Genomic DNA, 15,165 nt, shown 5'->3' with positions numbered 1-15,165 from the left:
TCTCCGGTTTACCGAAGTTTTATGTTACATTGTAAAACATGATGACCCGGAGGCCCCTGAATTCCCTGATAACCTAAATCAATTTGCCCCTATGTTTTCTCGCAAAAATTACCTGATTGCAGGCATTATGTTAATTGTCGGTATCCTGTGCGGTTGGTTGGCAGCCCGCAGCGGACAACAACCCATTCCGCAATGTTGCGGAGAAAGCAGCAATCCTCCTGCAAAAGACTTACTGACCATCGCGCAGGCCCGTCGGTATGTAGAAAACTATGCACCCCATGCTGGTGTAATACGCATAGCTCACCCTGGCCACAAAGATTCTGTTTCTTTTCAGCGCAACTCCCGCTGTATATGGTTTCCCGCATGGCGGTTAAGAGCTCTGCTTTGCCAGATCGAAAAGGATAAAGGGAACGGCGTACGTTTCTATTTCGCTACTTATGATTCTTCTTATAACCCACACAGTGAACTGGAACCAACACCTAAACATGATTACTGGGGGCACAATACCTTAGTACTTGTTTCTACAAAAGACAGTGCAGGTTATTCCTGGGATTATTTCAACGCACCCGGATTGGGAACTGCTCCAAACGGTTTCATGATCACTATTGATCCCGAAAATCACGGAGAATTGTGTCCGCCACCGTCCAATTGTATTGCAGAAGGTGCCACACTACTGGGTTATATGGGAAATACCAGGAAATAATGCAATACTTCACCCTCAATACAATTGCGGAATGGATCTCCTTCCTTACAAGTGTCGTTTGCCTTTCAAAAGACAGAGACCCCGTATGGAAACGTTTCTCCATTTACCTCTTGATCGTTTGCCTGGTGGAAACGGGTGGTATTTATTTCCGGGAAACACTACACCAGCCCAATACACCTTTGTATAATGGATTGTTGCCGATAGAATGTTTTGCTGTGAGTAGCATGTTTTATCATTTGCTGAAACCATACGGCATCAGGCGGGATATATTCCTGGCCTGGATAACATTGTTTGCACTATGTTTCCTGACGGAACTCATCAGTAGCCGCTTTTCCCATTACGCACATCAGACCCTGGTACTGATGGCAGTGGTATTTATATTAGCTTCCCTGTATTACTTTTACCTGGTACTGAAAGATGATCATTATGTGAGCCTCGGCACGTATGCACCTTTCTGGTGGGTGAGTGGAGCACTGATCTTTTACTTCGGCGGAACAGCTACCAATACTTTCTTCCAATATCTGCTGAACGACCCCGAGACCCGCAGTATTCATTATTCACTCAGGTACCATATTTTTAAAGTACTGAATGTATTGCAGTACGGTTGCTGGTCATACGCTTTTATATGCAGGTATCGTCAAATGAAATAATGGTGCTGATCGCTTGGATCAGTTTTATTTTCCTGATTGCACCAGGATTCCTCATTGCGTACATCACAGTTTATAACAAACGGAAAAAGAAACATCGGGAAGAAACGACGCAGTTGAAACAGGATTTTCAGCATGAATTGCTAAAGCTGCAGATGGAAGTACAGGAACATACGCTGAAAACGATCGCCAGCGACCTGCACGATAACATCAACCAGATCCTCGGTTTAGCAGTTATCACCCTTAGTTCCATAGACATTCGCAACGGCGCACAGGCATTGGAAAAGATCACTGCAGCCGAAGATCTCACCCGCCGATCTATCAGAGAGATCCGTGCCCTTTCGAGCTTGCTCCATGGAGAAGAACTGATCAGCAAAGGATTGCTCCATGCCATCGGGTTTGAATTGGAATGGCTGGAGAAATCCGGGAGGTTTCAGATCACCCGCAAAGAAGAGATCACAGACCTACCATTGCAGCCCGACAAAGAATTGATCATTTTCAGGATCTTCCAGGAAACACTGCACAATATCATCCGTCATTCACAAGCATCTGCCATTATCATTGAACTGATTTATATGGCTGAGATCTTAAGGATCAGAATAGAAGACAACGGCATCGGGTTTAACACTGAAACCGTTATGATACAAAACACCGGCATGGGATTACAGAACATCCGCAAGCGGGCAGCAATGATAGGAGGGACTGCCACCATTATTTCCGCACCCGGCAACGGAACCAGCGTCACAATTTCCATTCCTTATTCATCCCAAACCACATGACAAACTACCCATCCATTGCCATCGCCATTGTAGACGATCATACATTGTTCCGCCAGGGGCTGATGAGCCTTCTCTCTGAATACCATGAGATCAGCATTGTCTTTGAAGCCGCGAACGGAGTAGAAATGAAAGAAAAGATCACCCGAAATCCTTTACCAGATGTCATCCTGATGGATATCAACATGCCCGTCATGGATGGCTATGAGGCTGCTAAATGGCTAAAGCAAAACTATCCCGACATAAAAATCCTGGCATTGAGCACTTTCGAAGAAGACAAACCCATCATTAACATGTTGAAAAGCGGAGTGGGGGGATACCTGTTGAAAGAATCCAGGATCACCGAAGTAGTAAAAGCCATAACGGTCATGCATACACAGGGTTATTTTCTGAATGAACTGATCTCAGCAAAAATGCTTCGCAATATCCAGACCGATGCATCTTTTCCAAGCCTGACCTCACGGTTAACCAGTAATGAAATTACTTTTCTGCGCCTGTGCTGTTCCGAACTAACATATAAAGAGATCGCAAACGAAATGAAGTTAAGCCCACACACTATAGATAATTACCGGCAGGAACTTTTCGAGAAACTCTCCATCAGATCCAGGACAGGCTTAGTTTTATACGCCATCAAAAACGATATTTTTATTCCCTGACTCAAAATAAAAAGGGCTTGACTAAACTAGTCAAGCCCTTTTAGGTAAAAGTAATCAACCGATGTTACATGCACTAACAACCAGCGTTGCATCTGCAACGGCCTGAGCAACGAGTGCACCCAGAATAACGATTTCAGCAATCGCCGCAATACCATCCGTGGCCAGCCAGGCAGTTAACTGTGCAGTGATCACAGTTCCCATGAGCACCCATTCATACCAGGCCATGTTGTGTTCAATAGCACCCAGGATTTGACGGATACCGGTTATTTTGTAAAAGCCTGCAAAAAGGGCGAAGATAGCTTTGGCTTTGTCTGTCAATGAATCAGCATCTGCCAACGCTTTGAAAGCTGCTTCCAGTCCAGTTAATGCTTCCGGAGAAATGTCATCCACTATCTCCACTGCTACCGCTTTAGTAACAGATTCGGGCACACCCACAGCCTGTAATACAATAGACACTACATCAATCGCGCAGGTGATCATCGCAGTAACACAGCTGCTTGAAATAGTGGCACTGGGAGATTGATAGTACAAAGCGTATTTACCATGCACCAGACTGTACATGTCTCTTACGGCTTGTTCCTTGTTGATGGATTTACCTGCCAGGAAAGCTTCGTGGTCTTGCAGGAACTGATTAAGAGCAGGGGTTAATTGCGTTGCAAAATCAGGGTAACTTAAATTTTTGAAGGTTACAGTACTCATTGTTTTTATTTTTTGAGGTTTATAAATGTTTATTCAAATCTGCCGCATGGCGCCAGGCGCGGGCAGTGATCAGCATTTGCAAATCGCTGACAGGCATCGTCTGCGTTGCATCATTGGATGGATTCGCCTTTATCTGAATGTCAGACAGATCCGTTCGTGGTGTAGTAAGATTCAGGATGCCCTCGAAAGTAGGCGCATTCGCTACCCGTTCGCCGAGATTCCATTTATCGGGATCCACTTGCATCCAGTTCAAAACAGTAGCGATGATGGAAGTATGATCGAAAGGAATACTCCCTTCAGGCTGCCGGAATACAACGCCTTGCTGGATCCAGGGAGAAATAAACACAGCAGGTACTCTTACACCAAAAGTGTCAAACCCGAAATCACATTCGCAAACAGGAGGAGTGGACTGTCCCCATGGCGGCGTAGCATTTGTGTTAATGGGATAATGATCATATGTTCCACCGTGTTCGTCGAAAGTGATGATCAGGAGCGTTTCATTCCATCCAGGCCCCTGGGATATTGCGTTGTAAACTTGTTGCACAAATGCTTCACCGGAACTGACGTTACAAGGAGGATGGTAATCATTCCCGTTGATGCCTAATTTCCAGAATTTCAATCCCCAATCCGGTTCCAGGAAACTATAGGCTGGTAGTGTGCCATTCGCCGCTTGTGCGTAAAAACTTTCAATACCGGCGAAATGTTGATCAAAACTGCTGTCTTGTAGGGAAGTAAACAGGTCACGGGTGAAGCAGAACTTAGTGCTCAGAAACCATAACTCGCTGTAGTAGATCATCCAGTGATCAGGGGTATCACAGTTGTTTTCGGACAACACATTCCAATGCGTAGGTGAGGTGAAATCCATGAAAAGACTGTTATTCACCCAGGCCTGAGATTCTTTGGTGAGCCAGTTAGTGCCGATGGAATTACCCGTGGCTGCAAATGCCCGGTTGCAAAAGGTTTGGGAAGGTACGGACGCAAACCATTTGTCGCACACCGCATAGTTTCTTGCCAGACCGTTTAAGACTGGCAGACTTTCCGGCGGATAGGCCATCATAATATCGTCAGCACTACCCACTGGGCCGGCAAAAGAATTAGCGTAATCCAGATAGAAACCACCCATTTCAGGAGAGGCTGCTGGCGGACCACCCTGAAGTGGTGTATAACATTGAGTATGAACATGCTGGAAAATTTCCTGTGGGTCTAAAGGAGGGATAGTTGTGTTGCCAGCTGGGGTGGTTCCAACAAAATGCTGATTGTTTTCAGCGTCCAGATTGTAAAAAGTCGTTTCCAGGCCATTATAAACCGGCGGGTTCTGGACATCGATCAGGTTAACTGGTGGACGGTTATTCGTATCAGCATACAACCAGCCAAGAACATTATCCAGGGACCGGTTTTCGAGCATGAGATGCACAACATGTTTGATTTGGGGCATGATGGGTGTCATAAACCAGGGAATAATTTGGAAGTGAAGAATCTGTTTATAGATTCAAATTTCCTTACAAAGTCCCGGGCGTGGAAGGTTAAAAACAACTGTTCAGGGGGTGGTTTTTCTGGTTTAAAAACAGGAAAAAAAGGTGAAATACAAATTAGCTGCAGTAGGGCAACAGGAGAACTTCTTAATTTAGAGAAAGCAAGTTCTTTGACATTGTTGGGCCTATCATAAGTAATCTCTTTTTTGAAAGGCAAATTATGCGGTGAAATGTGAGTTGTTTTTTATTGCAGGGGTCTATTTAACATAATGTAAATATGGTATGATATATACTATTTGTGTAAAGAAGAAAGAAATGGCAAGAAACTGCCTGCAGATAAGACTTTCAAGGATATTCAGGGTTAACTAAACCAAGCATGAACCAAGCCGATTATCACCCATGCCGAACTATTTGTGTAAGAATAATCTCCCCAATAATGCACCAAAATCAGACCAAAAAACCACTCAACCCACCGCATTAACCCACCAAAATATTTCCAAAACAAAAAAGCAGCAGAACCGAAATCCTGCTGCTTTCAAAAATATCTTAGCCTAATTTAAGCTGCTTTTTTCTCCTGATTGATCACCGCAACTCTGGGACGCAATCTGATAATCTTCATCCAATGCATCATTTTCATCACCGGATAAGTTGGATCAAATTCATACCATTTCTGCGCGAAATTAGCACTGTCTTTATGCATATGGTGATTGTTCTGGAACAATTCACCCAGCAAAAAGATACCCCATGGCTCAGAGTTCCTTGAATGGTCTCCGTTGTTAAAGTTGCTATAACCATACTTGTGACCGCACCAGTTCACCACAGCACCTTGTACAGGCCCCATCAGGAAATGTATCGGCAACAACAGGTACATCCACCACTGCGTAGCAAAAATCACGTAGAAAGAAACATAGATCGCCATCCACACAATACGTGTTGCACGGTGATCACCGAAACGATCCATCGCATCCCACCTTGGTAACGGATCTTTAGTGAACTGAGGATCCGGAACTTTAGTATTGCTGATAAAGCCTGCGTAAATTTCGCGGGTATGGACCATCATATGCCAAACGTCTTTAAAGAAGTGTGGTGAGTGAGGATCTTGTTCAGTATCGCTATACTCATGGTGCATGCGGTGCATAACGCCATAAGCTCTTGGAATCAGGTAAGAAGAACCCTGGAAGAACCAGGTTAAAAAGTAAAACACTCTTTCCCAACCTTTGCTCGTATCGTACATTTGATGGGATGCATATCTATGCAGGAAAAATGTATGAAAGAATAAAGAGAGAAACCAGTGTGCAAAAAAGAAAATAAGGATTGCTATCATGTTAAAACCACTTCGGTAAAAAAATAAAAAAGTGAACCGCAAAGGTAGCTTAAAATCAGGGCAAAACAAGATATTTTAACTTCATGTTAATGAATATTTTAATACACTATATGTGATAATTTCACTGAAGTATCCCCTCCTTTCACTGGTCAGTTAGAATCCATAACAAAGAATTCATATTAAGGAAATGCCATATTAACATAGCCCCCTCACCTTCGCCTCATCCAAATCTAATCTAACTAACCTAACATGGCAAAGAATTCCCTCCAGTTTCTATTACTGTTTCTACTTTGTTGCCTTTCCCAATCACACCTGTTTGCTCAAACCACTCAGGCGTCTATTTCAGGGAAAGTATTTAATGAAGAAAAGAAACCTCAGGCCGGCGCCTCCGTATCCGTCCGTAACGAATCCACCGGCTTCATTACCCGAACAGTTACTAACGCACAAGGAGATTTCACATTTAAAGAATTACCGCTCGGTGGTCCGTACACCATTAATATTACCTTCTCCGGCTTCGGAGAACAGAAAAGAAGTGGTTATTTCCTCAACCAGGGCGATGCCGTACGCATAGATATTACTATGCAACAACAGGAAACCACCCTGCAGGTAGTGCAGGTAGTAGGTTCGGGACTAAAAAATAAGATCGAAAATATTGGCTCTGCTACTGCTATTTCCGCCAAAACCATGAACCAGTTACCTGTGAACGGAAGAAATTTCTCCACCCTGATGGACCTTTCTCCACTCAGCCGCGGTGGTAATATTTCCGGTCAGCTCGGTTCTTCTACCAATTATACCATCGATGGTATGAACTCCAAGAACCCCACATCTGCAGGATCTACTACCAGCCGTAGCGGCGCTCCGTATTCTATTTCTATTGAAGCAGTTCGTGAGTTTAAGGTGGTAACCAACCAGTACGATGTTACGTATGGTCGTAGTGGTGGCGGTACCGTGAGTGCTGTAACTAAATCGGGTACCAACACACTCCATGGTAGTGCTTTTACATATGTAAGAGCGAATGAACTGGCCAGCCGTTATGATATCCGCGGTAACAGGCGTAATAATAATTACTCCACTTACCAGTACGGTTTTTCACTTGGTGGTCCCATTGTTAAAGATAAACTGCACTTTTTTATTGCCTGGGATCATCAGCTGGACACTCGTTCACTTGTGATCGCAGATATTCAGTCACCTGCTGATGAAGCTCGTTTGAATATCACCAAAGCCACGCTGGATAATTTTGTAAACATCGCCCGTACCGAATATGGCGTTTCCAATCACGCACAATACGGTTCTTTTGATAAGCAACGTGGTTCTGATGCTGCTTTTCTTCGTCTGGACTGGCAGATCAATAGCAAAAACCTGCTCACCATCCGTGATAATTATACGAACGACCGCAACAAGCTCGGCCTGGTAGATAATACATCCATCAACCTGTACGAATCTACCGGTAACGATTTCAACCGAGATAACAGTTTACTGGCAACCCTGCGTACATCCATCAACCCGCGTTTTACCAACGAACTGAAAGTACAGCACCTGTATACTTATCAATCCAGTGAACCTGGGGATGATTTACCCAAAGCAAACATTCCCCGTGCAATTGTAGAAAACGTTACTTCTTCGATTGACGGAAATACAAGGTCTACCAACATCCAGATCGGTGGCCATCGTTTTGCGCAGGAAAATTTTGATAACCATGTAGTACAATTGGTAGACAACCTGTATTATAATACCAACACCATCAAATTCACTTTTGGTGTGGATGCCATGTATACCCGCGCTCATTCACGCTACGGCAGTGAAGTGAACGGACGTTTCCATTACAATGGCCTCACCGCTTTTGATAATAACCAGCCTTACCGTTATTACCGCGAAGTTCCCTTACTGGCTGACCCCAGCGTTGTTGGCAAGATCTTCAATGCCGGTGTTTATGCACAAATGCAAACCACACTCGCTAAAGGCCTGGATATGACAGCTGGTTTGCGTTACGATTATGCGCACTACCCTAAATCTCCACTGAATCAGCTGGTGTACGATGAGCTGAAAATACGCACAGACAACAAGTTGAAATCTTCTGTGATTCAACCCCGCCTTCAGCTTACCTGGGATGTGAAAGAAGAGCATACAGATTACATCCGCTTTGGTGCAGGTATATTTGCATCAGATATTAATAACTATATCATTATCAATAACCTGGTGTTCGACGGTAAACACTCTGCCACGGTGGATGTAAGAGCTCCGAATATTCCTGTTCCTGATTTTGCCGGCTATCGCGCAAATCCGGCTACCATTCCTTCATTAGACGCTTTTCAGTTAGCTACTATCAATACCAATGGTCCTGATGCAAAGGTGCCTGTAATCTATAAAGCGAACCTTTCTTACAGCCACTATTTCACAGCTAAACTGAAGGCTGGTATCACCGGTTATGCAACATTAGGCCGCAATAACTATTTTTATGTAGACAGGAATATGGCCACCACACCGTTTTTCACATTGCCACAGGAAGGTAATCGTGGCGTATATGTTCCTCTCAGCACAATGCCTGCAAATGGTGCCGGCGACTGGGTACAGGGCCGTATCAGCAACAAGCTGGGTCGTGTACTGGAACTGAATAGTGAAGGTAAAGTAAATCAGTTTGCTGTGGTGGTAGATGCTACCTGGCAGTATTATAAAGATGGTGAAGTATCTGTAAGTTATACCTGGAATGATGCAAAGGATAATACTTCCTTTAATGGTAACGTGGCCAATTCCGCCACCCTATCCCTGCCCGTGAAAGATGATCCGCGCAATCTGGACAATGTAACTTATTCAGATAACCAGTTCCGCCATAAAGTAGTAGTATTTGGTACGCTGCCTACTTTCTATGGATTTACGGTGGGTATACGTTATTCCGGTATTGGTGGTACACGTTACACCCTGCTTTCCGGAGTGAACAGTAATGCTGATTTTGTGGCAGGCACAAACGATCTCGCCTATATTTTCGACAGGAACAATACTGCCGTTCCCCAGAATGTACGTGACGGGCTCAATGCTATCCTTAACAACCCTGCTGCAAGCGAAAGCATCAAAGATTATATCAGAAAATATTCCGGCCAGCTCGCTGAAAGAAATGGCGGTATCAATGATTTCTACGGCATTTACGACGCCAGGGTTACCTGGAAAACTAAATTCAGCGGCAAAACCACGCACGGTATCGAAATATCCTGCGATATCTTCAACGTAGCCAATATGTTCAAGAAAACATGGGGCGTAAACAAATCACTGGGTACCCAGGCACTGTATGCTGCAGGTATTCCTGCAAATGGAGCAACACCTGCTGTTCCTGCATTTGATCCTACCACGCCACGTTACAATTATCGCGTGAACACTGCTGGTGTAGTAAGCCCTTCAGGTGAACCTTTCCAGGTGCAGATAGGCTTGCGTTACGGCTTTTAACAAACTATTTATTATCTCCAAACAAAAAATCCCGGTCAGAAAACAGATCGGGATTTTTGTTTACATAAGTTAAGTCACGCGTTCCTCCCCTACTCTATTTTCACCCTTCTTAATTCAAGCAGATTGAGGCCATTACTGGTTAATCCCGTGACATTCATCTGACGGAAACGCACAGAAATATCGTAGAATAACGGAACAACAGGAGCGTCTTTTATCACCATCTGATCCATTTCCTGGTATAATTTGTAACGGATGGAATCATTAGTTTCCAGCAGCGCTTTTTCATACAGCTGATCAAAAGCAGGATTGTTATAGCGTGTATAATTCGGTGGCGCAGGATTTTTACTGTAGAACATGGCCAGGTAACTCTCTGCATCCGGATAATCCGCAATCCAGCTGGCCCGGAAAAAAGGAACAGCTGATTTTGCCACCTGGTCCATCAAAGTACCTTTCTGAATCACTTCCACCTGAACCGGAATGCCCACTTCCTGCAACTGGTTTGCCACATAATTGGCCAGGTCTGCATAAATAGGAATAGATACCAGTTTGATCGGCGGCAAACCTTTTCCTTCCGGATAACCAGCTTCCTTCAATAGCTGCCTGCATTTTGCAATGTTATACGTGTATCCCTTTACCTGAGTTGTATCAAAAGAAGGTAACCCCGCAGGCACAAAACCAGATGTAGCCGCAATGCCAATACTGTTGCGCAGATATGTCATCATTTTCACCCGGTCAAAACCATAATTGATAGCCTGGCGGATACGGATATCCCGCAGCGGAGAATCCTTTACCCCGGGTTTCGAAGAGTCCATCACAATACCAAAGTATTCCGTATTCAGGTAGGGCGCTGTGATCAATGCAATCTTTCCTTCCCATTCCTTTTTAAGATGGCCTTGCTTGGTAAGCACTTCATCTTTGAAAGATGTTTCAATATCATTGATGAAATCAAGCTGCCCCTGGCGAAATAAAAGGAATTCCGTTCCCTTGCTGTCTACAAACGACACTTTTACCGCATCAAGGTATGGCAGTCGGTTTCCGGCTTCATCCTTCTCAAAATAACGATCGTATTTATGGAGGATCAATGCCTGCCCTTCATCCCAGTAATGAAATTTAAAAGGCCCTGTACCGCAGGGATGTTTACGGAAATCCTTGCCATATTTTTCTACTGCTTCATGCGGTATGATGGAACAATACTGCATGCTGAGGATCCCCATAATGGGATGGAATGGTTGTAATAAAGTAAGCTGGAAAGTAGTATCATTAATAGCCTGGAAACCAGATGCGGAATCTACCGTGCCATTGAAGATCCAGGCACCAGGGGATGCGGTAGCCGGGTCCATAATGCGGCGAAGACTATAAGCCACATCCGCAGCTGTCATTTTGCGCCCTTTGCCACCGGGGAATATCTCATTATCATGAAAGTAAACATCGTTCCGGAGATAAAAACGGTAAGTGCGGCGGTCTTCAGAAACCTCCCAGCGCGTAGCGAGAGATGGCCTGATATTCAGCATGCTATCGGGTTCTACTAAAGTATTATAGATCTGTCGCACCGCCCACATAATGGCCTGATTCTTGGCGAATGCAGGGTCCAGTGAAGGAATGCCTTCCGGCTGATTATAACGGAAAACCATTTTATGCTCCTTGTTGCGCTGGCCACAGGAAAGCAGGAAGATGGTAAAAAGTAAGCAATAATATTTCATATATGCGGATGAATACCGGAAGTAAAATAGTAATTCTGCATAGATAAACTACCAGTAATCATAAAATCGATCTTTTCATCGACCATTTAAAATATCTTTCCATCCAAATCTAAACCGTAATGAGATCATTTCTCCTCATCCTGATAACCATTTGTAGCTTCCTGCTGCCAGATGCAAATGCTCAACAGCGTAAATTCACCCATGCTGATACCCTCCGTGGCACACTTTCACCGGAAAGAAGCTGGTGGGATGTTACCTACTACGATCTGCAAATAAGAGTGGACCCGGAAGAGAAATCCATTGTGGGCGTGAATGCTATTTTCTATAGGGTTTTAGAACCGGCGCAAAGACTACAGATAGACCTCCAGGAACCAATGATCATAGATAAAGTGATACAAGATGGCGAATCCCTCTCCTTTACAAGAGATGGAAATGCCTGGTTTGTAGATCTGAAAGCCCCACAGCCTAAAGGTAAAATACGAAGCCTGCTGGTTAGTTATCACGGCAAACCCAAAGAAGCAAAACGTGCTCCCTGGGATGGTGGCGTGGTTTGGGGAAAGGATTCCCTGGGCCGCCCATGGATAGCCACTGCCTGCCAGGGCCAGGGCGCCAGTATCTGGTGGCCTAATAAAGATCATCAGACGGAGGAGCCGGATAGCATGCGTATTTCAGTAGCAGTCCCCAAAGGGCTCACGAATGTTTCCAATGGCCGCTTACGCAGCAAAAAAGATGACGCCAACGCCCCTAACACTACTACTTTCACCTGGTTCGTAGGCAACCCCATCAATAATTACGACGTTGCCCTGAACATTGGTAACTACGTTCATTTCAGCGATCAGTATAACGGAGAGAATGGCAAGCTGGACCTGGATTACTGGGTACTGGACTACAATCTGGCTAAAGCAAAAACACATTTCCAGGTGGTAAAACCCATGATGAAATGCTTCGAGCACTGGTTTGGACCTTACCCTTTTTATAAAGACAGTTATAAACTCGTAGAAACCTCTCACCTGGGTATGGAACACCAAAGTGCAGTGGCTTATGGAAATCAGTATAAGATGGGCTATCGCGGATCAGACCTTTCCGGCACCGGCTGGGGCATGAAATGGGATTTCATTATCATCCATGAAAGCGGCCATGAATGGTTTGGGAATAATATCACCACTAAGGATATTGCAGACATGTGGGTGCATGAAGGTTTCACCAATTATTCCGAAACTATTTTCACAGAATGCCAGTATGGTAAAGAAGCCGGCAATGCATATTTACAAGGTGTGCGTAGCAGGATCGGAAATGATGAGCCTATTATCGGACCTTACGGGGTGAACACAGAAGGCTCCGCAGACATGTATTACAAAGGCTCCAATATGTTACATACCATCCGCCAGGTGATCAATAACGACGAAACATTTCGCAAGATCTTGCGTGGGCTTAATAAAACCTACTATCACCAGACAGTAACTTCAAAGGAAGTAGAACAATATATCAGCAAAAATGGCGGGCATGATTTCAGCAAAGTGTTTGATCAGTATCTGCGTCATACCAAAATACCTGTGCTGGAATATTTCATCCTCAATAAAGAGTTGAAATACCGTTGGGTAGCAGATGTAAAGGATTTTGATCTTCCGGTGAAAGTAACACTCACAAACGGAAAATACAGCTTCATTTATCCAACCACAGAATGGAAAACGGCAGCTATACAATTAACTGATCCTTCCAAATTTGCAGTAGACAAGAATTTCTACATCAAAACCAAGGCTTTATAAATAGCAAGAACCGGGTTGTTCACGCATCAAAACGGGTGTTACTTTGAATAAAAAAAACAATGCATCACTACGAAACAATTGCGGAAGCCATCAAGTACATCAATGATCACCACACGGAGCAACCCTCCCTGGACGACATTGCGGCAGCAGTACATTTAAGCCCTTTTCACTTTCAGCGTTTATTCAAAGAATGGGCGGGCGTAACACCTAAGAAGTTCCTGCAATACATCAGTTTGCAGCACGCCAAAACCTTACTGGCAAAGAACTACACCTTAGAAGATACCACCTTTGAAACCGGACTTTCCGGTACCAGCCGCCTGCACGACATGTTCGTGAACATGGAAGCCATGACACCCGGAGAATACAAGAACGGCGGAGAAAACCTGCACATCAAATGCACTTTTACGATCACGCAGTTCGGGATGGTATTTATTGCGGCAACAGACAAAGGCGTTTGTAACATCCAGTTCACCGAGAGCTTTGAAAATTCACTCGCAGAACTGAGGGCACAATGGCCAAAAGCGAATATCACAGTAGCAGAATCTCCTATTCTCAAAACAGTAAAGGAATTTTTCACGGAAAGGAATGAAGCAGTAAAGGATTTACGCTTACATGTGAAGGCCACACCGTTCCAGTTAAAAGTTTGGGAAGCACTGTTGAAGATCCCTTGCGGCCAGGTCTCCACGTACGGGCAAATAGCAGATTCCATCCAACATCCAAAAGCTTCCCGCGCGGTCGGCTCAGCAGTTGGAGATAATCCGGTTGCATATCTGATTCCCTGCCATCGTGTTATAAGGTCTACCGGAATATTGGGTGAATATCATTGGGGGAAAGAAAGAAAAACTGCCATGATAGGTTGGGAAGCATCAAAGGTTATTGGCGAGAAAGCAGCAATTTAATCTTACATTTGCCGCATGCGTTACAAGGTTGTAAGTATGGGAGATGCGTTAAGGGAATATCTTAACAACAGCAGGTTTAAACCAAGGCTGCTGGAAGTGCGCATCCAGGAAAACTGGGAACAGGTAGTGGGTAAAACCATTGCCCGTTATACAGAAAGTGTACAACTCTTTGATGGCAAACTGGTGATAACCACTACCGTTGCACCGTTAAAACAAGAACTTAATTATTCTAAAGACAGGATACTTCGGTTGGTGAATGATATGTTAGGGGAAGAAGCGGTAAAGGAAGTGATGATTCGTTAGAACTCTTTTTATCTAAAATAAAAACACCTTCTCTTTACCCACAGCGAACGCAGTAAATGCTGAATTCTTTTTATTTAAATAGGTACTAAATCTCTTTTATTTAAAATGAACCATCTCTCAGCCCACAGCGAACGCAGCAAATGCTGAATTCTTTTTATTTAAATAGAAATACCAAAGTCTCTTTTTATCTAAAATAAAAAATACATCTCTTTGCCCACAGCGAACGCAGCAAGCACTAAATCTCTTTCTTAAACTTCTCAGTAATCCGCTGCAGATCATTCATGGTTAACTTAGTCCGCAGATGCACCATCACCATTTCACCTTCATCCTGCACTAACAACAACAGGTTATCCAATCTATCATCCGTCTTACCATTACTGAGGAATTGCACATGACTCCCTTCAGCAGACCGTATTTCCATAAGGGGTTCAAACTTATAAGAAGCATAGAGATCTTCCTTTAATTTACCAATAGCATCAGAAGAAACAGCTTCCCCGTTATCCATATCAATGGTATATATTTTAACTCTTCTTACTTTCTTCAGGGCCCATTTAACATCTCTGGCTTCCCCTTCAAAAGCACGACCAGGGATGAACCAGCTAATGATCCGTAATGGCAGGAAGCTAAGGCCAATGCGATGAGTTTCAGCTACACTGCGGTAGTTATTATGGAATTTGCGTAATTGTTTGCGTTGGGCATTTGCATCAGTGGCAACAAAGGCCAGGCAACAAGCGAGGAGAAATATGGAGCGTATCATATAGTATAGTTATGAGGTTTAAAAAAGG

General features: G+C 44.1%; 13 protein-coding genes. 8 read left to right on the top strand and 5 right to left on the bottom strand.

Annotation, left to right across the window (positions count from 1 at the left end):
- Nucleotides 1-91: 91 nt before the first annotated feature.
- The 4 genes from GFS24_RS05130 to GFS24_RS05115 are packed head-to-tail and all read left to right on the top strand — an operon-like array spanning nt 92 to nt 2,782.
- Nucleotides 92-703: a hypothetical protein gene (locus GFS24_RS05130; protein ID WP_153658488.1), complete on the top strand. Its 612-nt coding sequence runs from the start codon at nt 92-94 to the stop codon at nt 701-703.
- The gene (locus GFS24_RS05125; protein WP_153658487.1) at nt 703-1,353 is read left to right on the top strand and encodes a hypothetical protein; all 651 of its coding nucleotides are present in this window, start codon (nt 703-705) and stop codon (nt 1,351-1,353) included. The genes GFS24_RS05130 and GFS24_RS05125 overlap by 1 nt, the downstream gene beginning before the upstream one ends.
- Entirely contained in the window at nt 1,329-2,129 is an 801-nt protein-coding gene (locus GFS24_RS05120; protein ID WP_153658485.1) for a sensor histidine kinase, read from the top strand. Before GFS24_RS05125 ends, GFS24_RS05120 begins: the two co-directional genes overlap by 25 nt.
- The gene (locus GFS24_RS05115) at nt 2,126-2,782 is read left to right on the top strand and encodes a response regulator transcription factor (protein WP_153658484.1); all 657 of its coding nucleotides are present in this window, start codon (nt 2,126-2,128) and stop codon (nt 2,780-2,782) included. The genes GFS24_RS05120 and GFS24_RS05115 overlap by 4 nt, the downstream gene beginning before the upstream one ends.
- A 54-nt stretch (nt 2,783-2,836) precedes the next feature.
- On the opposite strand, the gene GFS24_RS05110 is transcribed toward GFS24_RS05115, so the two are convergent.
- From GFS24_RS05110 to GFS24_RS05100, 3 genes are all read right to left on the bottom strand, one after another.
- Nucleotides 2,837-3,481, bottom strand: coding sequence for a hypothetical protein (locus GFS24_RS05110; RefSeq protein WP_153658483.1), 645 nt, complete (start codon nt 3,479-3,481; stop codon nt 2,837-2,839).
- Between the two features lie 19 nt (nt 3,482-3,500).
- The gene (locus GFS24_RS05105; protein ID WP_173002972.1) at nt 3,501-4,916 is read right to left on the bottom strand and encodes an alkaline phosphatase family protein; all 1,416 of its coding nucleotides are present in this window, start codon (nt 4,914-4,916) and stop codon (nt 3,501-3,503) included.
- Between the two features lie 593 nt (nt 4,917-5,509).
- Nucleotides 5,510-6,277, bottom strand: coding sequence for an acyl-CoA desaturase (locus GFS24_RS05100; RefSeq protein ID WP_153658480.1), 768 nt, complete (start codon nt 6,275-6,277; stop codon nt 5,510-5,512).
- A gap of 249 nt (nt 6,278-6,526) precedes the next feature.
- Between GFS24_RS05100 and GFS24_RS05095 the strand changes: the two genes are divergently transcribed.
- The gene (locus GFS24_RS05095; RefSeq protein ID WP_153658479.1) at nt 6,527-9,712 is read left to right on the top strand and encodes a TonB-dependent receptor; all 3,186 of its coding nucleotides are present in this window, start codon (nt 6,527-6,529) and stop codon (nt 9,710-9,712) included.
- Nucleotides 9,713-9,801: 89 nt separating this feature from the next.
- On the opposite strand, the gene GFS24_RS05090 is transcribed toward GFS24_RS05095, so the two are convergent.
- Nucleotides 9,802-11,412: an ABC transporter substrate-binding protein gene (locus GFS24_RS05090; protein WP_153658478.1), complete on the bottom strand. Its 1,611-nt coding sequence runs from the start codon at nt 11,410-11,412 to the stop codon at nt 9,802-9,804.
- 119 nt (nt 11,413-11,531) lie between these two features.
- Here GFS24_RS05090 and GFS24_RS05085 point away from each other — a divergent pair, with 119 nt between their 5' ends.
- Genes GFS24_RS05085 through GFS24_RS05075 form a run of 3 tightly spaced genes read left to right on the top strand, consistent with a single transcriptional unit; the run spans nt 11,532 to nt 14,380 of the window.
- A complete protein-coding gene (locus tag GFS24_RS05085; protein ID WP_153658477.1) occupies nt 11,532-13,178 on the top strand; it encodes a M1 family metallopeptidase in 1,647 nt (548 codons plus the stop codon).
- A gap of 59 nt (nt 13,179-13,237) precedes the next feature.
- Entirely contained in the window at nt 13,238-14,077 is an 840-nt protein-coding gene (locus GFS24_RS05080) for a bifunctional transcriptional activator/DNA repair enzyme AdaA (RefSeq protein ID WP_153658476.1), read from the top strand.
- 15 nt (nt 14,078-14,092) lie between these two features.
- Nucleotides 14,093-14,380 carry a DUF721 domain-containing protein gene (locus GFS24_RS05075; RefSeq protein ID WP_074238571.1) on the top strand — a complete coding sequence of 96 codons (288 nt, stop codon included), beginning with the start codon at nt 14,093-14,095 and terminating at the stop codon, nt 14,378-14,380.
- Between the two features lie 235 nt (nt 14,381-14,615).
- Here GFS24_RS05075 and GFS24_RS05070 read toward each other — a convergent pair whose 3' ends face one another.
- Nucleotides 14,616-15,137 (bottom strand): DUF4252 domain-containing protein, encoded by a 522-nt coding sequence (locus tag GFS24_RS05070; protein ID WP_153658475.1) that lies wholly within the window; start codon nt 15,135-15,137, stop codon nt 14,616-14,618.
- Nucleotides 15,138-15,165: the final 28 nt, after the last annotated feature.

This window comes from Chitinophaga sp. SYP-B3965, assembly GCF_009647655.1.
Taxonomy (GTDB): Bacteria; Bacteroidota; Bacteroidia; order Chitinophagales; family Chitinophagaceae; genus Chitinophaga.
Note: the sequence above shows the minus strand (reverse complement) of the source record. Positions and strands in the feature narration are given on the sequence as shown.